Annotated in this window: 15 protein-coding genes; 6 read left to right on the top strand and 9 right to left on the bottom strand. The window is 71.8% G+C overall.

Features of this window, described 5'->3' with window-relative positions:
• Positions 1-25 precede the first annotated feature (25 nt).
• Both V1633_RS02320 and V1633_RS02315 read right to left on the bottom strand, forming a co-directional pair.
• Positions 26-1747, bottom strand: a complete 1722-nt coding sequence (locus V1633_RS02320; RefSeq protein WP_331212444.1) for a VWA domain-containing protein — start codon at positions 1745-1747, stop codon at positions 26-28.
• A 290-nt stretch (positions 1748-2037) separates the two neighbouring features.
• Positions 2038-3075 (bottom strand): lactonase family protein, encoded by a 1038-nt coding sequence (locus V1633_RS02315; protein WP_331212443.1) that lies wholly within the window; start codon positions 3073-3075, stop codon positions 2038-2040.
• A gap of 182 nt (positions 3076-3257) precedes the next feature.
• Between V1633_RS02315 and V1633_RS02310 the strand changes: the two genes are divergently transcribed.
• The 3 genes from V1633_RS02310 (at position 3258) to V1633_RS02300 (ending at position 6213) form a co-directional block, all read left to right on the top strand.
• On the top strand, positions 3258-4007 hold the full coding sequence (locus tag V1633_RS02310) for a (Fe-S)-binding protein (protein WP_331212442.1): 750 nt from the start codon (positions 3258-3260) through the stop codon (positions 4005-4007).
• 71 nt (positions 4008-4078) lie between these two features.
• Positions 4079-5557, top strand: coding sequence for a lactate utilization protein B (locus V1633_RS02305; RefSeq protein ID WP_331212646.1), 1479 nt, complete (start codon positions 4079-4081; stop codon positions 5555-5557).
• Positions 5554-6213 carry a LutC/YkgG family protein gene (locus V1633_RS02300; RefSeq protein WP_331212441.1) on the top strand — a complete coding sequence of 220 codons (660 nt, stop codon included), beginning with the start codon at positions 5554-5556 and terminating at the stop codon, positions 6211-6213. Before V1633_RS02305 ends, V1633_RS02300 begins: the two co-directional genes overlap by 4 nt.
• A 62-nt stretch (positions 6214-6275) precedes the next feature.
• On the opposite strand, the gene V1633_RS02295 is transcribed toward V1633_RS02300, so the two are convergent.
• The 6 genes from V1633_RS02295 to V1633_RS02270 form a co-directional block, all read right to left on the bottom strand.
• Complete coding sequence (locus tag V1633_RS02295; protein WP_331212440.1) at positions 6276-6878, bottom strand: GTP-binding protein; 603 nt, start codon at positions 6876-6878, stop codon at positions 6276-6278.
• Positions 6859-7245: a DUF742 domain-containing protein gene (locus tag V1633_RS02290; RefSeq protein ID WP_331212439.1), complete on the bottom strand. Its 387-nt coding sequence runs from the start codon at positions 7243-7245 to the stop codon at positions 6859-6861. Before V1633_RS02290 ends, V1633_RS02295 begins: the two co-directional genes overlap by 20 nt.
• Positions 7235-7657 (bottom strand): roadblock/LC7 domain-containing protein, encoded by a 423-nt coding sequence (locus V1633_RS02285; protein ID WP_331212438.1) that lies wholly within the window; start codon positions 7655-7657, stop codon positions 7235-7237. The genes V1633_RS02290 and V1633_RS02285 overlap by 11 nt, the downstream gene beginning before the upstream one ends.
• Complete coding sequence (locus V1633_RS02280; protein ID WP_331212437.1) at positions 7658-10378, bottom strand: sensor histidine kinase; 2721 nt, start codon at positions 10376-10378, stop codon at positions 7658-7660.
• A gap of 186 nt (positions 10379-10564) precedes the next feature.
• Positions 10565-11914, bottom strand: coding sequence for an MFS transporter (locus V1633_RS02275; RefSeq protein WP_331212436.1), 1350 nt, complete (start codon positions 11912-11914; stop codon positions 10565-10567).
• 210 nt (positions 11915-12124) lie between these two features.
• Positions 12125-13615, bottom strand: coding sequence for a catalase (locus V1633_RS02270; RefSeq protein WP_331212435.1), 1491 nt, complete (start codon positions 13613-13615; stop codon positions 12125-12127).
• A gap of 435 nt (positions 13616-14050) precedes the next feature.
• Here V1633_RS02270 and V1633_RS02265 point away from each other — a divergent pair, with 435 nt between their 5' ends.
• The 3 genes from V1633_RS02265 to V1633_RS02255 all read left to right on the top strand — a co-directional run bounded on the left by V1633_RS02265 (position 14051) and on the right by V1633_RS02255 (position 16222).
• On the top strand, positions 14051-14749 hold the full coding sequence (locus V1633_RS02265) for a hypothetical protein (protein ID WP_331212434.1): 699 nt from the start codon (positions 14051-14053) through the stop codon (positions 14747-14749).
• Between the two features lie 11 nt (positions 14750-14760).
• Positions 14761-15642 (top strand): hypothetical protein, encoded by an 882-nt coding sequence (locus V1633_RS02260; protein ID WP_331212667.1) that lies wholly within the window; start codon positions 14761-14763, stop codon positions 15640-15642.
• A 211-nt stretch (positions 15643-15853) separates the two neighbouring features.
• Positions 15854-16222, top strand: a complete 369-nt coding sequence (locus V1633_RS02255; protein ID WP_331212433.1) for a hypothetical protein — start codon at positions 15854-15856, stop codon at positions 16220-16222.
• A 120-nt stretch (positions 16223-16342) separates the two neighbouring features.
• On the opposite strand, the gene V1633_RS02250 is transcribed toward V1633_RS02255, so the two are convergent.
• Complete coding sequence (locus V1633_RS02250) at positions 16343-18100, bottom strand: glycoside hydrolase family 6 protein (RefSeq protein WP_331212432.1); 1758 nt, start codon at positions 18098-18100, stop codon at positions 16343-16345.
• Between the last annotated feature and the right edge of the window lie 183 nt (positions 18101-18283).

Here is an 18283-nt window from a genome sequence, read left to right as displayed (position 1 = left end):
AGGTGGATCGGCGTGGCGGGTGGGCTCAGCGCGGCGCGCCCGACGGACGCAGGGCGATCGCCTGGAGGAAGATGTCGCTGATCTTCGCCGGGTCCTCGGTCACGAAGACACCGCCGCCGGTCGTCTTGGTGATCGACTCCAGTTCGGAGCGCTTGACCTCGTTGCCGATGCCGATGATCACGACCTGCACCGGACGGTCCGGGTCGGCGATCTCCTTCAGCTGGTTGACCAGCGCCGACTCGCTGATGCCGCTGGCGTCCTCGTTCTTGCCGTCGGTGAGCATGACCACCGAGTTGACCCGGCCCGGCTCCCAGTCCTCCTGGACGGTCTTGTACGCGGCGAGGATCGTGTCGAACAGGCCGGTGTTGCCGTTCTCCTTGGGACGGAGGCCGGCGAGTGCGCTCTCCAGCCTGCTGCGCTGGCTGGAGAGTGGTCCGATCGGCACCAACTGGCGGTAGTCCCGGCTGCCGGAGAGTTCGGTGGAGAAACTCCACAGCCCGAGCGCCCAGGAGTCGTCGAACAGGCCCAGCCCACGCCGGGCGGCCTCCAGGGTGACCTTCATCCGGCTGACGTTGTTGGCGGTCGGGACCTCGTTGAGCATCGAACCGGAGACGTCGATGATGGCGAGCATCCGACCCGACTGGGTGGCGACCGACCAGCTGGACAGGGTGCGTTCGAGCACGGCGGCCGAGCCGCCGGCCGCCGTACCGCCGGGGTTCGGCGCGGCGGTCGGCGTCGGTTCGGTGCCCGCCGGGCTCGGTGCGCCGCGCGGCGCCGAGAAGCCGTCGCCGAAGGTGCCGTCCGGGCCACGCAGTCCCCGACCGGCCAGGCGGCCCCGGAAGGTCCCGGTGCCGAGGGTGGCGAAGAGCTGCGCGGCGGCGTCGACCTTGGCCGGTTCGGCGCCGGGCATCACCGCGTACGGGTAGTCGAGCGACAGCGGCGCGGGGTCCAGGTAGAGGGCGGCGAGCGGCACCGGCGGCTTCTTGGCGTTGAACGCGATGACGTCCTCTTCGGAGAGCGGAGCGGCACCGAGGCCGGACGCGACAGCGGCCGCGTCGGTGGAGCGGGGGAACCGGGCGATCAGCTCCTCCTGGACGGTCGCCCGACCGGTGGCCAGGGTCCGCAGCGCTCCGGTGGTCACCCGCTGCGCTTCCGCCGTCCCTCCCTCGGCACCCGACGCCTGCGCGGCGGCGGCCAGCGAGAGCAGTCCGGAGAGGCCGGCCGCGTCCCGGCTCGGCTCGACGATGCCGGTCCGCAACCGGGTCCCGGTCGTGATCGTTTGCAGCAGGTCGGACCAGCCGAGCTTCTTCTGCGGCCAGCCGATGGTGGAGGCGACCGGCTCGGGCATCGCCAGCACGACCGGGCTGCGCGCCAGCGAGGCACCGTTCTCCGGCTCGAAGCCCGGCGCCTGCTGCCGCAGTCGCAGCAGCCAGGTGGAGGAGTCCGGCACCCACACGGTCGGCAGTACGGCGTTACCGCTCGCCTGCCCGATGCCGTTCAACGAGACACCGTGCTGACCGGCGATGGCGGCCGCGACGTCGACCGGCTCGCTCGCGGTGACCTCGACGACCACGCAGGTCCCGTCCACGGCCGCGCCGTCGGCCATCCAGTCCGCGGCGGTCGCCTGGACGGCTGGCGCGATCTCGGGCGCCGCGGCGACCGGGAGTTTCACCTCACCCGAGCAGTCCGGTCCGGCGAACTGCTGATAGCCGAACCATCCTCCGACCACAACGAGGGCGAGCGCCATCGCCGAGGCGATGGCGCCGAACCCACGGATACTCCCACGTCTGCGATGGCGGCCAGGCACCTGACCATCTTGCGGATTTCTTGATGTTCGTGCCAGGGGAGGGTGGCGGAATGTTAGCCGTCTGGCAAAGTCGTTACAGGCAAGATTTACTTTGGGTAGCTGGTCGATCCCTTACTGTCCGGTAAGTAGCCCATCATGGCTTGATTCCGACCTCTACCCGCAATTCGATCTTATGGATTCTTATTCGAGATTTAAGACTGGCCCGCCGGGCGAAAGCGCCAGGTGAGCGGTCAGCTCCCGAGCACACAGGTCGGGCTGGCCACCGGCAGCCGGACGGTCGCCGGTCCCGGGACCCCGGTCGCCGGATCGACCGGAAGGACGACCACCACCCCGGACCGTTCCTCCGACACGTAGAGGTGCCCACCGAGCACCGTGATGTGCCGGGGCCAGTCCCCGGTCGTCTCCACCTCGGCGACGTACCGGGGCAGGTCACCGTCCAGGTCGAACACCGAGACGGTGCCGACACCCCGGTTCGCCAGGTAGAGGAAACGGCCGTCCGGCCCGACCGTGATCTCCGACGGCTGGACCGGACCGGACCGGTCGCTGGCCGCCACCCGCCCCCGCTCGGTCAGACCGTCGGCGCCGTCCAGGTCGTACGCCGTCACCGAGGCGTCCAGCTCACCGGCGAGGAAAGCCCGTCGACCGTCCGGATGCCGGGTCAGATGACGTGGACCGGTCCCGGGGCGGGTCGCGGTACGGCCGGTGGCGTGCAACCGTCCGGCGTCGTCCCGGCGGTAGCGGTGCACCGAGTCGGTGCCGAGGTCCACCACGAACAACGACGTACCGGTCGGGTCGGGCGAGACCATGTGCGCGTGCGGCCCCTCCTGCCGGTCCGGTACGGCACCGTGCCCGGTGTGCCGGACCAGGTCGGTCCGCTCCCCCGGCGCACCGGACGGGTCCAGCGGATGCACCGAGACGCTGCCGCTGCCGTAGTTCGCCACGTACAGGAACTCGCCGGCCGCGTCGGTCGCCAGGTGGCAGGGGCTGTCCCCACCGGTCGACCGGACACCGAGCGCGGTGAGCGAACCGTCGTCACGGATGGTCCACGCGCTCACCGTTCCCTCGGTCAGCTCGTTGACCGCGTAGAGCACGGGCAGCCGGGGATGCCGGGCCAGGAACGACGGCGACGGGGTGGACGCGACCACCCCCAGTACGTCGAGTCCGCCGCTGGCCGGGTCGCGCCGGGCGGCGACGACACCCGTTCCCCGCCCTCCGCTCTCCGCCGTGTAACAGCCGATATGGACGATTCCGTTGGTCTCCCCGGACATCCTCGCTCCGTTCCCCGGCCCGCCATCGGGCTCCTCCGCACGATCAAACCAGAGCCCGTTGACCGAGTCCGGCCAGTTGGCCCGGCCGCCGAACCTATGCCGCCACCCGGCGAGCCGATAGGATCCTTGATCATGATCGGGCTGCTCCGGACCGCCACCGCCCTCACAAGTGGGGGTCCCGAGTGCGGATAGCCCTCTTCGTCACCTGCGTCAACGACCTGATGTTTCCGGGCACCGGTCGGGCCGTCGTGCGGATCCTGGAACGCCTCGGACACACCGTGGAGTTCCCGACCGCGCAGAGCTGCTGTGGGCAGATGCACGCCAACAGCGGCTACCGCGCCGAGGCGCTGCCACTGGTGCGCGGCTTCGTGGACACCTTCGCCGGGTACGACGCGGTGGTGGCCCCCTCCGGCTCGTGCGTGGCGATGGTCCGGGAGTCGTACCCCCGGCTGGCGGTCGGGGATCCGGACCTGGCCGCGGCGGTCGACGACCTCGTCCCCCGGGTCCACGAACTCTCCGAGCTGCTGGTCGACGTACTCGGCGAGACCGACCTGGGAGCCTCCTTCCCGCACCGGGTCACCTACCATCCCACCTGCCACGGGCTGCGGATGCTCCGGCTGGGCGACCGCCCGCTGCGGCTGTTGCGCGCGGTACGCGGGCTGGAACTGGTCGAGCTGCCCGGCGCCGAGGAATGCTGCGGCTTCGGCGGCACCTTCGCGATGAAGAACGCCGACGTGTCGGCCGCGATGCTCGCCGACAAGTGCGGCGCGATCCGCGACACCGGCGCCGACTACGTGGCCGCCGCCGACAACTCCTGCCTGGCGCACATCGGTGGCGGGCTGTCCCGCCGGGACCGGACAACGGACGGCGACGCACCGGTACGCGCCATCCACTACGCGGAGATCCTCGCCGGCCCCGAGGAGCAACGGTGAGCGACGGCGACCCGACCTCCGGCGGGGCGACCCACCAGCACGGAGGCGGCGGGGCGACCGGTACCGGCAACATCGTCGCGCCGCTGCCGTTCCCGACCGCGGCCCGGCGCGAACTCGCCGACACCCAGCTGCGCGCCAACCTGCGCCGGGCCACCCACACCATCCGGGACAAGCGGCTGCGGGTGGTCGGCGAGGTCCCCGACTGGGCCGAACTGCGGGCGGCCGGCGCCGCGATCAAGGACGACGTCCTGGTCCGCCTGCCGGAGCTGCTCGAACAGTTCGAGGCGGCGGCCACCGCCGCCGGGGCGACCGTGCACTGGGCCCGGGACGCCGAGGAGGCCAACACCCTGGTCACCGAGCTGGTCCGGGGCACCGGCAGCACCGAGGTGGTCAAGGTCAAGTCGATGGCCACCCAGGAAATCGGGCTCAACGAGGCACTCGCCGAGGCCGGGATCGCGGCGGTGGAGACCGACCTCGCCGAGTTGATCGTGCAGCTCGCCGACGACACCCCGTCGCACATCCTGGTGCCGGCGATCCACTACAACCGGCAGCAGATCCGGGAGATCTTCGCCCGGCGGATGCCCGGGGTGGATCTCGCGACGCTCACCGACGAGCCGGCCGCCCTCGCCGAGGCGGCCCGGCGACACCTGCGGGCCAAGTTCCTCGGCGCCAGGGTGGCGATCTCCGGGGCCAACTTCGCCATCGCCGAGACCGGCACCCTGGTGGTCGTCGAATCCGAGGGCAACGGCCGGATGTGCCTCACCCTCCCGGAGACCCTGATCTCGGTGGTCGGGGTGGAGAAACTGCTGCCGACCTTCCGCGACCTGGAGGTCTTCCTGCAGCTGCTGCCCCGCTCCTCCACCGGCGAGCGGATGAACCCGTACACCTCGACGTGGACCGGGGTCACCCCGGGCGACGGGCCGCAGGCCGTGCACATCGTGCTGGTCGACAACGGGCGTACCGCCACCCTCGCCGATCCGGTCGGGCGCCAGGCGCTGCGCTGCATCCGCTGCTCGGCCTGCCTGAACGTGTGCCCGGTCTACGAGCGGGTCGGCGGGCACGCCTACGGCTCGGTCTACCCGGGTCCGATCGGCGCGATCCTCTCCCCGCAGATGACCGGCCCGGACGCCGGTGCCAACCGCAGCCTGCCGTACGCCTCGACGCTCTGCGGCGCCTGCTTCGACGCCTGCCCGGTCCGGATCGACATCCCGGAGGTACTGGTCCACCTGCGCCAGCGGGGGGTGGACGCGCGTCGCGGACGCCCCTCGGCGGAGCGGACCGCGATGCGGACGATGTCCTGGGTGATGCGGGACCGGCGGCGTTACGCGGCGGCGCTGCGGGCCGCCCGGCGCGGCTCGGCCCCACTGCGGCTGGTCACCCGCGGACGGGGCGTACGGCGACTGCCGTGGCCGCTGTCGGCCTGGACGGCGAGCCGGGACGCGCCGCTGCCGGCCGCCGAGACCTTCCGGGACTGGTGGGCCGGTCGGGACCGGCGGGGTACCCGGGCGGCCGGTCCGAACGGCACGGCAGAACCGGGAGGACAGCCGTGACGGTGCCCGAGGTGACCGGTGGCCCGGCCCGGGACGAGGTGCTGGCCCGGATCCGGGCCGCCCGACCGACCGCACCGGTGACGGTCCCCCGCGACTACCGCGCCGGTACGCCGGACGGCCCCCCGACAGCGGACCGGGACCTGCTCGACCTGCTCGTCGACCGGCTGGTCGACTACCGGGCCACGGTACGACTCTGCGGGCGCCACGAGGTCGCCGAGACCCTGGCCGACCTGCTGGGCCCGGTTCCCACCGTCGCCGTACCGGGGCGGGTGCCGGGGAACTGGCTCTCGGCGTACCCGGGACGGGTCCGGCGGGACGGCGACCCGGAGCCGCTGACCGTGGCCGACCTCGACACGCCGGGGTTGGCCGTGGTCACCGGCTGCGCGGTGGCGATCGCCCGGACCGGGACGCTGATCCTGGACGGCGGCCCGGACCAGGGCCGCCGGCTGCTGAGCCTGGTGCCCGACCACCACCTCTGTGTGGTCCGGGTCGACCAGGTCGTGGACGGCCTGCCGGCCGCGCTCGCCCGGCTCGCCGACCCGACCCGACCGCTCACCATGGTCTCCGGCCCGTCGGCGACCAGCGACATCGAACTGGACCGGGTGGAGGGCGTGCACGGCCCCCGCCGGCTGGACGTCCTGCTCGTCACCGACTGAAACCGGTCCGACCGGTCGCCCCGGGCCACCCACCGGGGGTGGCGGACGGCCCGGCACCCTGGTCAACCGGCCGGGACCGGATCTCCGCGACGCTGGGCGACATGCTCCACCAGCGCGATCAGCACCGCCTTGCCGGACTGCCGGCTACGGGCGTCGCAGAGCAGGATCGGCACCTCGGGATCCAGGTCGAGCGCGTTGCGGACCGAATCGACGCTGTACCGCCTGGCGCCGTCGAAGCAGTTGACCCCGACCACGAACGGGATGCCCCGACGCTCGAAGTAGTCCACGGACGGAAAGCAGTCCGCGAGCCGGCGGGTGTCGGCGAGCACCACCGCCCCGAGCGCCCCGTACGCCAACTCGTCCCAGAGGAACCAGAACCGGTCCTGACCCGGAGTGCCGAACAGGTAGACCTGGAGATCCTCGTTGATGGTGATCCGGCCGAAATCCATCGCGACCGTGGTGGTCCGCTTGCCCTCCACACCGGACAGGTCGTCGGTACCGGCGCTGGCGTCGGTCAGCACCTCCTCGGTCTGCAGGGGCCGGATCTCACTCACCGCACCGACCAGCGTCGTCTTGCCGACCCCGAAGCCACCCGCGATGAGAATCTTCAGCGCGAGCGGGATGCGCCGCCCGGTCGCCGTCCGGTCAGAGAGCCCGGAGTCCATTGACCACCGCCTTGAGAATGTCGTCGTCTGGGAACTGGCGCGATGCGGGCGGCTCGTACATCGAGATCAGCCCGTTGGCGAGCATGTCGCCGAGCAGGACACGGACCACACCCACCGGCAGGTCGAGGTCGGCCGCGAGGTCGGCGACCGCCACCGGCTGCTGCGCCATCGCGATGATGGCCCGCTGTTCCGGCTGCGGGGGCTGCGTGCCGTCGTCGGTGGGCGGATCGGCCACCACAAACGCCATCAGGTCGAACCTGCCGGACGCCGGCTCGACCCGACCACCGGTCACCGTGTACGGGCGAACCACCGGCCCGGCCTCGGCATCCAGCCATTCGTGGTCCGGATCCGACTGGTCAGTCCGCATCTGCGGGCGCCCGGGGAGATCGGGACGGCGCACTCAGGTTCTGGCCCACCCGGGTGACGAGCATGGCCATCTCGTACGCGATGACCCCGATGTCGGCGGCGGAGCCGCTCAACACCGCCAGGCAGGCGCCCTGACCGGCGGAGGTCACGAAGAGGAAGGCGTCCTCCATCTCCACCACGGTCTGCCGTACCGCCCCGGCCTGGAAGTGTCGGCTCGCGCCCTTGGCCAGGCTCTGGAATCCGGCCGCCATGGCCGCCATGTGCTCGGCGTCCTCCCGGTCCAATCCCGCCGACGCGGCCATCAGCAGTCCGTCCGCGGAGAGGACCACAGCCTGCTGCGCGGGCGGTACCCGCTCCACGAGATCATCGAGCAGCCAGCTGAGATCCGCACCCGGCCTCGTTGTCTGCACCACTCACCCGTCCCTTTCCGAATCGGTGGCGCCCGGATCGGCGACCCGGGCCGTGACATCGGGAGTTCCGATCGACGGCGGTGTCGTACCGGAGTCCCGACGACCTCGTGCCGTACCAGACTGCAATGCTGCCATCACCGCCCGGATCTGCTCCGGCGACCGCGGCGACGGCTCGTCCGAGTTGTCGGGGTCGGATCCCTCTGCCCCGGTCGTGCCGCCGACGCCGGGCCGGGTCCGGCCGGTGCCGACCGCTCCCGGGCCGGCGGTACGCAACTGCGGCGCGAGGCTGGTCTGCCGGACACGGCGGGGCAGCCCGTCCGAGCCGGCTGGCGCCACCGGTGACCGGACCGGCCCGTCGGCCCTGACCGCCGGCATCACCACCGTGTCGTCGTCGCCGGTCGGCGGGGTGTCGGGGTGGCGTCCGGCAGTCGTACCGGCGTCGTCACCGTCGTGTGCCGTACCCGGCTCGGGCAGGTCGCCGACGTGCGTGTCGGGTGGACCGGCGGGCCGCCGCGTACCCGGGACCACGTCGTCGGCCGGCATCTCGTCGGTGGTCCGCCGCACCTCACCGAACCTGCCGGCGGGTGCCGACGCGATCAGCGCGTCGAGGGCCGCGCCCGCCTTCCGTCGCGGTCCGAGGGCGGACGCCGGACGCGGCTCCGGCTCCGGCGACGCGGCCGGCCGGGCGGTCACACCGTCCGCCGGCTCCGGTCCGGACTCCGCCGGTCCGCCACCTGACGTCGGGGTCGGCTGGTCGCGGCGGCGTTGCGGCAGCACGTCGGGGCCGTCCCCGGCCGGTGGCGTGGCGGCGGCCCCGTCCCGGGGTGCCGGCACCGCACTCTCCGGCACCACGAGGTCGCTCGGGACCAGGACGGTGGCGGTGATTCCGCCGTACGGGGACGACTGGAGACGTACCCGTACGCCGTGCCGGGCGCCGAGCCGGGCGACGACGAACAGCCCGAGTCGGGCGCTGTTCGCGGGGTCGAACTCGGGTGGTTCGGCGAGCCGTCGGTTGGCTTCCTCGATGGCCTCGGCGCTCATGCCCAGGCCCTGGTCCTCGATCTCGACCGTGTAGCCCTTGGCCCCCGTCTGGCCGGTGACCCGGACCCGGGTGTGCGGCGGCGAGAACGAGGTGGCGTTCTCGATCAGTTCGGCGAGCAGGTGGATGACGTCACCGACCGCCGGCCCGGTGACCGCCGACGGTGGGACGTTGCCCAGCTCGACCCGCGCGTAGTCCTCGACCTCGGAGATCGCGCCCCGGATCACGTCGACCATGGCGACCGGATTGCGCCATCCCCGCCCTGCCGTCGCACCGGCCAGGATGACCAGGTCCTCCGCGTGTCGCCGCATCCGGGTCGCCATGTGGTCGAGCCGGAAGAGGTCGGCCAGCTCGGTCGGTTCGGTGACCCGTCGTTCCATCCTGTCCAGCAGGGCGAGCTGCCGGTGCAGCAGGGTCTGGCTACGCCGGGCGATGTTGAGGAACACGTCCCGGAGACTCTTGCGCAGCGCGGCCTCGTCGACCGCCGAACTGATCGCGGTCCGTTGCACCTCACTGAACGCCTGGCCGAGCTGGCCGATCTCGTCCCGCCCGTAGTCCAGCGGCGGCGCCTCGGTGGCGACGTCGACGTGCTCGCCCCGGCGCAGCCGGCCGACAACGTCGGGAAGTCGCTCGTCGGCCATGGTCAGGGCGACCGCCCGCAGGCTCGTCAGCCGTCGGACCAGGGACCGGCCGATCCGTAGCGCGATGAAGCCGGAGGCCAGCACCGCCACGAGTCCGAGCAGGCCGGCCAGTCCCAACCGGACCAGGATGTTGACCGCCACCGGGCGGCCCCGGGCGGTGAGTGCCTCGGCGCCGGTCAGTTCGAATTCCCGCAGCTGCTGCTGCACGGTCTCGTAGTTGGTCTGCCAGGCCTGTGAGTCGACCGGCGCGGCGGCGCCGCCACGTCCCCGGCCGATCAGGTCGTCCTCCATCGCACGGAGCCGGACGAACGGCTCCGCCTCGGTGAGGCGTTGGTAGTCGGTCCGGTCGGCGTCCGGCAGTTCCGCGATCGCGGAGGCGTAGAGGAACCGCTGGGTGCCGATGATCTGGACGAGCTGGGTGTGCTCACCCGGCCCGAACCGACCGGCCCGGAAGACCCCGGCGAGCAGCGCGTCGGCCTGGGCGAGCACCTCGCGGGCACGCCCGAGGTCGGTGAGGGCGCCGGCCTCCCGGGCCAGCGTCTCGTCGGGCAGCGCCTGCAGCGCGGAGAAGGTCCGGAACGCCGCGTCGATGATGCCGCTGTAGAGGCCCAGCGCGCCGGTCGCGTCGACGCTCCGCCCGTCGATGAAGCCGCGACCGGACGGCAGCGTCGCGACGGCGGTGAGCAGCTGGTCGAGCCGGGCGTCGAGTACCTGGCTGGTGCTGTCCCGGACGTCCCCGCTCGACGCCTGCCGGCGCAGCGCCGCGATCGCCTGGTCGGTGTGGACCCGCTGGTCGGTGAGGGCCGGCGCGACGGCACCGTCGGCCAGCCTCATCACCGACAGCCGCCGTTCCTTCTGCAGTTCGAGGACCAGCGCCTCGGCAGGTCGGCCGATCCCGTCGAGAAGTGTCCGCGCGGCGAGCAGACTGGACGCCGGCCCCACGGTGAGCGTGGTCGCGAAGATCCAGAGCGCCATCAGTGCGGCGATCGGCACGGCGACCAGCGCGACAATCTTCGAGCGGATCGGCCAGTTCTGGGTTTCCAATCAGACCTCGCCGGAGGGGATGCGTCAGGGGCCGACACCCGGACCGGCGGCCCGCGGCTCCGGCCAGAGTCGAGGGTCGCGGGCGCGCGTGCCTTCGGCAGGATACGTAATCGAGGGCCGGCGCACTACCGGACGAGGGTACGTCCGGTGGGCCCCGGGGTCGGATCGGATCGACAAGTGACGTTCTCACTCCGTCCTCGCGGCTCTTGACGCGACCCGGGAGGCGGGCTCGGACCGTCCGCTGCCCGGTACCCGCACCAGCACCATCGCCACCACCAGGTACGGCACCGCGCAGAGCGCGACGACCCCGCCGTGTCCCGCGAACCCGGAGGCGAACGCGTATCCGCCGTACAGGGTGATTGTGATCAACTCGGTGCCGAGTCCGGCCAGTGAGGTCACCGTGGCCCGGCTCGGCCCGCTGATGCTCTCCTGCAGCCGTACGTCGAGGACCAGGCCCACCATCTGCAGGGCGCAGTACGCCAGCGCGATCAGCACGAACCCCGACGGTCGGCCACTGAGCGCCCCGACGGCCAGGGCACCCGCCGCGAGTGCCACGGTCGCGGCGAACCAGCCGCGCCCGAGGCGCTGACCGACCGGGGTGAGCAGTCCGCCGAGCATGACGCCGGCCCAGACGAGCAGCACCAGCAGCGGTACGGTCGGCGCCGCGACAACCTCCCCGGCCAGCAACGACGTGTACTCCTCCAGTCCGCCCCAGATGCCGCTGATCACGGCGAGGAGCAGCAGTGCCCGTCGTACCGGCGGGTTGGTCCTGGCCTCGGTGAGCCCGGCCCGCAGTACGGCGAGCCAGCCGGACGGCTCGGCGACCTCATCCGGCGGGTCACCCTCCCTGGTCGGGTCACCCCTGTGGACACCGCCGCCCCCGACACCGGGAGCCGGACCGGTCGTCCCGGCTCCCGCCGTCGCGACCGGGGCCGGGGCCGCGGTGGACCGGTGCTCGGGCAGCGCGAACCCGGCCACGGCACAGAGCAGGCTGGCGAGCACGCTCGCCGCCCCGACCGCCGGATAACCGCCGGCGGCGAAGACCGGGGCCGCGACCGCGGTGGCCAGCAGAACGGCGACCAGCCCGGTCGTGGTGGCCCGGCCGATCAACCGTCCGTACCGTCCGGCGAGGCCGAGCCGGTCGAGTTCGTCGTACAGCAGCGCCTCGGCGGCTCCGGACTGGAGGGCACCCCGGACGCCCCAGAGCAGGAAGCCGACGGCGAAGGCGCCGTACGACGGGGCCGCCACCCACAGCGCGAAGCCGAGCGCGCCGAACAGTGGTGCGGCGCCGAGCAGCAGCCGCCGGGACACGGCGTCGGCGACGACACCGGACGGGACCTCCAGCAGGAGGCCGCTCAGCGCCCAGAGCACAAACAGTGACGAGATCTCCGCGACGGAGAGTCCGGTGTCGGTGAACAGCAGCGCGTACACCGGATAGAGCAGGACGAAGTCGTCGAGGAAGACGTACAGGTGGTAGGTGACGGCGAGCCGCCGCGCCCGGCTCTCGGGCGCGGTGGGAGAAGAGGTGACGGACATGAGGCCTTCCCGTGGGGACGATTCGGACTCGGAGTCACGAAAGGTCCCGGCGGGGCGCGGCAGCACGGGCCGCACCGGCCTCTGGGTGGGAATTAATGTCGGCGCGTCATGGCGGCGATCGTAGTCGGTCACCGCCCCCGCCCGCGCCCGATATCAGGTCGGAACAGGCGGGAGCGGGGGCGGGGGCCGCCCGGCTCGAGGCCGGCTGGATCAGGCGCTGACCACGAGGCCGAGCCCGTCGGCGACCCGACGTCCGTAGTCCTCGTCGCACTGGCTGAGGTGCCAGACCATCCGCTCCTGGATGTGCTTGTCGCACTGGCCCAGCAGGTTGACCAGGTTCTTCACCAGGTCCTCCCGCTCCCAGTCCGGCATGGTGCGGTAGCGCTCGCCGGCCTGGCCGTAGTTGTTCTGCCGCTCGATCGGCGCCCGCATGAGCTGTCCCGAGACGTGCGGGCGGTACTCCCGGTACGACTCGTCGGCCTCGGCGAGACCGGCGACCGAGGAGGGCTCGAAGTTGATGTGCGGGTTGGCGCCCCGGTTGTCCACGCCGTACGACATCTGTCCACCGTCCTGGTTGGTACTTACCTGGACGTCCTCGCGCGGCCGGTTGATCGGCAGCTGGAGGTAGTTCGGGCCGACCCGGTACCGCTGGGTGTCGGAGTAGGAGAACGTCCGGCCGACCAGCATCTTGTCGTCGCTGAAGTCCAGCCCGTCGACCAGTACGCCGGTACCGAACGCGATCTGTTCGTTCTCGTTGTGGAAGTTGGTGACGTTACGGTTCAGCGTCATCATCCCGACCGGCCGCAGCGGGAACCGGTCCTCGGGCCAGGTCTTGGTGTCGTCCAGCGGATCGAAGTCCAGCTCCGGGTGCTCGTCGTCGCTCATGATCTGGACGTTGAGTTCCCACTTCGGGTACTCGCCGCGCTCGATCGCCTCGTAGAGGTCCTTCGACGCGTGGCCCAACTCGGTCGCCTGGATCGCCGCCGCCTGCTCCTCGGTCAGCGACTCGATGCCCTGCTGCGACTTCCAGTGGTACTTGACCAGTACGCCCTCACCCGCGGCGTTGACCATCCGGTAGGTGTTGACGCCGAACCCGTCCTGGCGGCGGTAGTCGGCGGGGATGCCACGCGGGCTGAACAGCCAGGTCAGCATGTGCATCGACTCGGGGGTGTTGGACATGAAGTCGAAGATCCGGTTCGGCTCCTGTCGGAAGGTCACCGGGTCCGGCTTCAGCGCGTGGATCACGTCCGGGAACTTGATCGCGTCCCGGATGAAGAAGACCGGCAGATTGTTGCCGACCAGGTCCCAGTTGCCGTCGTCGGTGCGGAACTTCACCGCGAAGCCGCGGGGGTCCCGGGTCGCCTCGGAGGAGTCCCGGCCGCCGATCACGGTCGAGAAGCGGACCGTGACCGGGGTGATCTTGCCGCTGGTCTGGAAGAGTTTGGCCCTCGTGTAGGTGGAGGCCGGCTCGTCACCGATCGTGCCGTACGCCTCGAACTCACCGTGCGCAACGAAACCACGGGCGTGCACCACCCGCTCCGGGATCCGTTCCCGGTCGAAGTGGCTGATCTTCTCCAGGAAGTGGTAGTTCTCCAGCGTGGCGGGCCCACGCGACCCCACGGTGCGCTGCTGTTGGTTGTTGTGGACGGGGTGACCCTGACGGGTCGTGAGCGTCGGCTTGGTCGACTGGGGATCGCTCATCGGTCTCCTCCTGATCATTGCTCTTCCTGGCGCTCGGGGCCGCGCGGCCCCGAGCGCCGGTCCCGTGGTGGTCCAGCGGAGCGGGGACGTGCCACCACCGGGTCAACGCGGGGCGCCCGGGTCAGGCAGCGGACGGCACCGGCCGTCACCGCCGGTGGGTGGCGGTCCGCCTGAGCGGGTCGTCACCCGCAGGTGCCCCACATCCGTCCGTGCCCGTACCGGACCAGCCAAACGCGTTTTCTGGAATGAGTCAAGTTTTGAGGCCAGGGTCATCCGTCGACGGGTCGGGGATCCACCCCGGGATTTCATGCCACTTCGGGCCTGTTACGACAGCTTCAGGGCTTTCGCCGGCTCCGATCACTGCGCGTGAAAGTACGGCGCAGGTGGATTGCGGATCAGGGGCAGGCGGGAATACCAGAGGTCGAAGGAGGAGCCATGTCGCCCACAGAAATCGTCCTCATCGTCCTCGTTGTCCTCGTGGTCGCGGCGGCCGTGCCGGCAATCTGGGTGGCGAGCCGCCGCCGGGCCCTGCGCAGCAAGTTCGGGCCCGAGTACGAGCGGCTGGTCGCCGAGCAGGAGAGCCGCGCCGCCGCCGAACGTGAACTGCGGGAACGGGAGCGCCGGCACGCGGAGCTGACCCTGACCCCGCTCTCCGCCGAGTCCCGGCAGCGCTACGCGGCCGACTGGGAGGAGATCCAGGCCCGGTTCGTCGACTCGCCTGGTGAAGCGGTCGGGGCGGCCGACGAGCTGGTCACCCGACTGGTCGCCGAACGTGGTTACCCCACCGGGGAGTACGACGAGCGACTCGCCCACCTTTCCGTCGAGCACGCCCAGACCCTGGGCCACTACCGCGAGGCTCACGACATCCATCTGCGCAACGAGCGTGGCGAGGCCGACACCGAGGAGCTGCGGCAGGCCGTCGTGCACTACCGGGCGCTCTTCGCCGAACTACTCGGCGAGGACCCGGTACGTCAGCACCGTGACGCGGACGGGGTGAGCCGCCACGACGACGCGGAGGCCGTAGGTGACGGTGCGGACCCCGCACGTCAGCACGACAGCACGACGGACGACGGACGTCGCCCCCACGCGGCACAGCCCCGCCCGGAGACCCCGCAGGACGTTTCGAGTCGTTGAGGAGACCTGCCATGCGCCAACAGCACCAGCAGATCCAGGAAGACCCCCGCCCCGAGGACGCGCTGGACGAGCGGGGCTCCTACGACAACGACCCGGCCGGACAGGCCCCGGGCCAGGTCGAGGGCTCGGTGACCGACGACCCGGACACCGCCCGGGGTACGGCGGACCGGGGTGACCTGGCCGACGCCAGCCACGCCGACGCCGTCGGTGACCGGCCGGACCACGACGGGGTGCCGGAGCAGGACGGCGGCGCCCGACGGATCGACGGGGCGCAGCGGCCGGAGTTCCACGAGCCGGCACCGGTGCCGACCGCCTTCGGGGCCACCAGCGTCGGCGGCGCCGTCGCGTCGTCCGCGCTGGCCGGCGACCGCCGCGATCCCCGCGAGGAGGAACTCGCCCGGTCCGGTGACGGCGTGGCCGAGGACCGGATCGACGGCATCGACGACGACTCCGGAACCGCCGCCACCACCGGTGCGGCGAACCGGAGTCCGGCCGACGACAGCGTCGCGGAGAGCTACCCGACCATGGCCGGCAGCCCGTCGGGGGACAGCCGGACCACCACGGACGGCAGCCTGTCCGGGACCGGCGGCTCCACCATGGAGGGACAGCCGGCCGCGGCGGCGTTCCTCGAGCCGGAGACCGTGCAGGGCTTCCGGGACCGCTGGCGGGAGGTGCAGCTGCGGTTCGTGGACGACCCGTCCGGCGCCGCGGCGGACGCGCAGCGGCTGGTGGAGGAGTCGGTCGAGGCGCTGACCGCCGCCCTGGCCGCGCAGCGTGCGGACCTCGGGCTCGGGCAGGGTGACGGCGCGACGGACGGCTCCACCGACACCGAGCAGCTCCGGATAACGGTACGGCGGCACCGCGAGTTCCTGGACCGGATACTCGGCCGTTAGCGGCCGGCCGTACCGCTCGACCCTCGGCTCCCCGACGCCCACCGGCGCGTCGGGGAGCCGTCGTGTGTACCACGCCGCGTTCCCGCGCGGCGACCCGCCGGCGACCGGTGCAGGTATGGCGCCGGCCATCCCGGGTACGCGAGTGGGAAGAGACAGCCGACCGGAGGACATCCCACCCGTACGTCGGGACACCGGACAGGAGGGCAGTTAGATGACCGACCGCGATCCGAGGCCGGACCGTCCGCTTGAGGAGACTCCCGAGGTGGCCGCCGCGATCGACGACGACATCGCGGTACCGCAGTTCGCCTCCGACGGAGGCCCCGGGGCGGCGAACCCCGAGTTCGTCGACCCGGACGACGTTTCCGCCGACTTCCCGCCCACCGACGACCTGCTCGGTGACCCGCACGGCGCCGGTGCGGGCAGCGCACCGGAACGGGCCCGGACCGGCGCCGAGCAGCCGTGGGATCCGGAGGACCTGGCGGCGGCGCAGGGCCGCGACCCCGACCCGGGCAACGTCGAGCGCGCCCGGCGGGAACTGGAGCGGGAGGGACCGGCCGCGGTGGAGAGAACCGTTCCCTGAGCGGGGCACGGATCCGGCGTTCTGACGGCGGCGGTCCCCGCCTCCGACCCTCTCGGACCGGAGGCGGGGACCGCCTGGTTGGTACGTACCGGTTGGCGCCGGTTCAGCCGTCGCTGTCGGTCAGAGCGCCGGGTAGGCGTTCTGCATCAGCTGCTGGAACTGAGCCGCGAACCAGGCACCCGAGATCGGAGCGCCGGAGAGCGCGCCGCTCATGTTGTTGTTGTTACGCGGGTTGCCACCGTAGGTCGGGTCGCACATCCGGTCGAAGCCCTTGCCCTCTTCGTTCTCGATGAGGGTGCTGGAACCGTCCGACTCGCCCGGGGGCTTGATCCAGACGTACGCGTCGATGCCGCTGGCCGGGTTGGCCCGCGGCCGCTCGCCGAGGCCGGCCCCGCTCTGGTTGCACCAGTTGCCGAGGTGGATCCGGCGGTCGATGCGGGAACCGTCCACCTGCTGGTCGACGGTGCCGGAGGTCACCGCGCCGGTGGGCCGGGCCGAGCCGCCCCAACCGTTACGGGACGTGTCGATCAGCATGCCGATGCTGCTGCTGAAGCCCTGCGAGATGAGCTCGGTACGGAGGGCCTGAGCGAAGCGCTGCTCGTCGACGTACCGGTTCCAGTCGATCCACCTGGACTGCCGGTTCGCCTCGGTCACGTTCAGGTACGGCTCGAGCGTGGCCGAGTAGTTGGCGGTGTTGGCGATGAAGCCGTGCACGTTCGACGTGGTGCTGCCCTCGGCCCGAGCGGCCTCGGCGAAGATCGTGGCCGACGCCCGGAAGTTGTCGTCCCAACCGATCCAGCCGTGGTGGCCGGCGTCGATGTAGTTGTAGACGTTCGGGATCGCACCGAGCTTGGCCAACGCGTAGCCGACGCCCTTGACGTAGTTTCCGTTGGCCTTCATCGTGTCGCAGTTCGCCGTCGCGGTCTCCCGCGGCGACACGTTGGTGACCAGGTTCGGCAGCGAGTCGATCTCGATGATGTTGATGATCCGCAGGCTCGCGTACGCCGGGTCGTCCTGGATCGCCGCGATCGGGTCGATGTACTCCGTCTTGTAGCGGTCGATCTCGCCCGCCTCGAGCTCACCGTTGGAGGCGAGCGCCGCGCAGTCCCGGCCGGGCAGGTTGTAGATGACGAACTGGATGTAGCCGACGCCCTGTGCCAGCGCCTCGTCCAGGTGGTCCTTGACGCCCATCGGACCGTTCGAGCTGCTGTCCGGGGTGCCCTCGATGGCGGCGATCCGGTCGATCCAGACGCCGGTCGGCGTGTTCGACACCCGGTTTCCACCGGAGACGCTCTCCGCCTTGGCCTTCCACTCCGGGTTCACGTAACCCGTGGCTCCGGCGTACGGGTTGTCCACCCGCGCCGGGGTCGGCCCACCGGTCGGCGGCCTCGTCGTCGGCGGGTTGGTCGGGCCGCCGGTCGGGCCGCCGGTCGGCGGGGTGGTCGGCGCGGTGCCGTTGCAGGCGACGTTGTTGACGCTGAACGACGTCGGCGCCGGGTTGCTGCCGCTCCACGAGCCGTTGAAGCCGATGCTGGTGGAGGCGCCGGTGGCCAGGTTGCCGTTCCACGACTGGCTCTGCGCGGTCACCTGGCTGCCGGACTGGCTCCAGGTGGCCGACCAGCCCTGGCTGACCCGCTGGCCGCTGTCCGGGAAGGTGAAGCGCAGCGTCCAACCGTTGATCGGGTCGCCGACGTTCCGGATGGTGATGCTGGCGCTGAAGCCACCCTGCCACTGGTTGGCGCTGTAGGTCACGCTGCAACCGGGAGCGGCGAGCGCGGACGACGCCGGAAGGGTTACGAGACCGGCGGCCACCAGGGCACTCGCACCGGCCACCGCCACAGCTTTCTGGCGGATGGACAATCTACTCCGTAAATTCATGCCACTGATCTCCTAGGGCCAGCCGGTCCGATCGAGCGGAGCCGGCGCGGCGGCCTTGCGGACGTCGTTCGGTGGGACAGGTCCGCGGGCGCCATGGGGGACTGCGGTTCGCCCGACCCGGACGGGCGCGATTGGTGGTGGTGCCGACCGCGGTCAGGCGGCCGTGGTGACGCCGTCCGGAGA

The sequence above is a fragment of the Plantactinospora sonchi genome (assembly GCF_036422035.1).
Taxonomy (GTDB): domain Bacteria; phylum Actinomycetota; class Actinomycetes; order Mycobacteriales; family Micromonosporaceae; genus Plantactinospora; species Plantactinospora sonchi.
The sequence above is the reverse complement of the archived record's forward strand: the minus strand, read 5'-3'. Positions and strand labels throughout refer to the sequence as shown.

Excerpts from the sequence above, each read along its gene's own strand:
- V1633_RS02255 (WP_331212433.1), top strand. The coding sequence starts at position 15,854 with ATGACCGACCGCGATCCGAGGCCGGACCGTCCGCTTGAGGAGACTCCC.
- V1633_RS02260 (WP_331212667.1), top strand. The coding sequence starts at position 14,761 with ATGCGCCAACAGCACCAGCAGATCCAGGAAGACCCCCGCCCCGAGGAC.
- V1633_RS02270 (WP_331212435.1), bottom strand. The coding sequence starts at position 13,615 with ATGAGCGATCCCCAGTCGACCAAGCCGACGCTCACGACCCGTCAGGGT.
- V1633_RS02320 (WP_331212444.1), bottom strand. The coding sequence starts at position 1,747 with ATGGCGCTCGCCCTCGTTGTGGTCGGAGGATGGTTCGGCTATCAGCAG.
- V1633_RS02265 (WP_331212434.1), top strand. The coding sequence starts at position 14,051 with ATGTCGCCCACAGAAATCGTCCTCATCGTCCTCGTTGTCCTCGTGGTC.
- V1633_RS02315 (WP_331212443.1), bottom strand. The coding sequence starts at position 3,075 with ATGTCCGGGGAGACCAACGGAATCGTCCATATCGGCTGTTACACGGCG.
- V1633_RS02290 (WP_331212439.1), bottom strand. The coding sequence starts at position 7,245 with ATGCGGACTGACCAGTCGGATCCGGACCACGAATGGCTGGATGCCGAG.
- V1633_RS02295 (WP_331212440.1), bottom strand. The coding sequence starts at position 6,878 with ATGGACTCCGGGCTCTCTGACCGGACGGCGACCGGGCGGCGCATCCCG.
- V1633_RS02275 (WP_331212436.1), bottom strand. The coding sequence starts at position 11,914 with ATGTCCGTCACCTCTTCTCCCACCGCGCCCGAGAGCCGGGCGCGGCGG.
- V1633_RS02250 (WP_331212432.1), bottom strand. The coding sequence starts at position 18,100 with ATGAATTTACGGAGTAGATTGTCCATCCGCCAGAAAGCTGTGGCGGTG.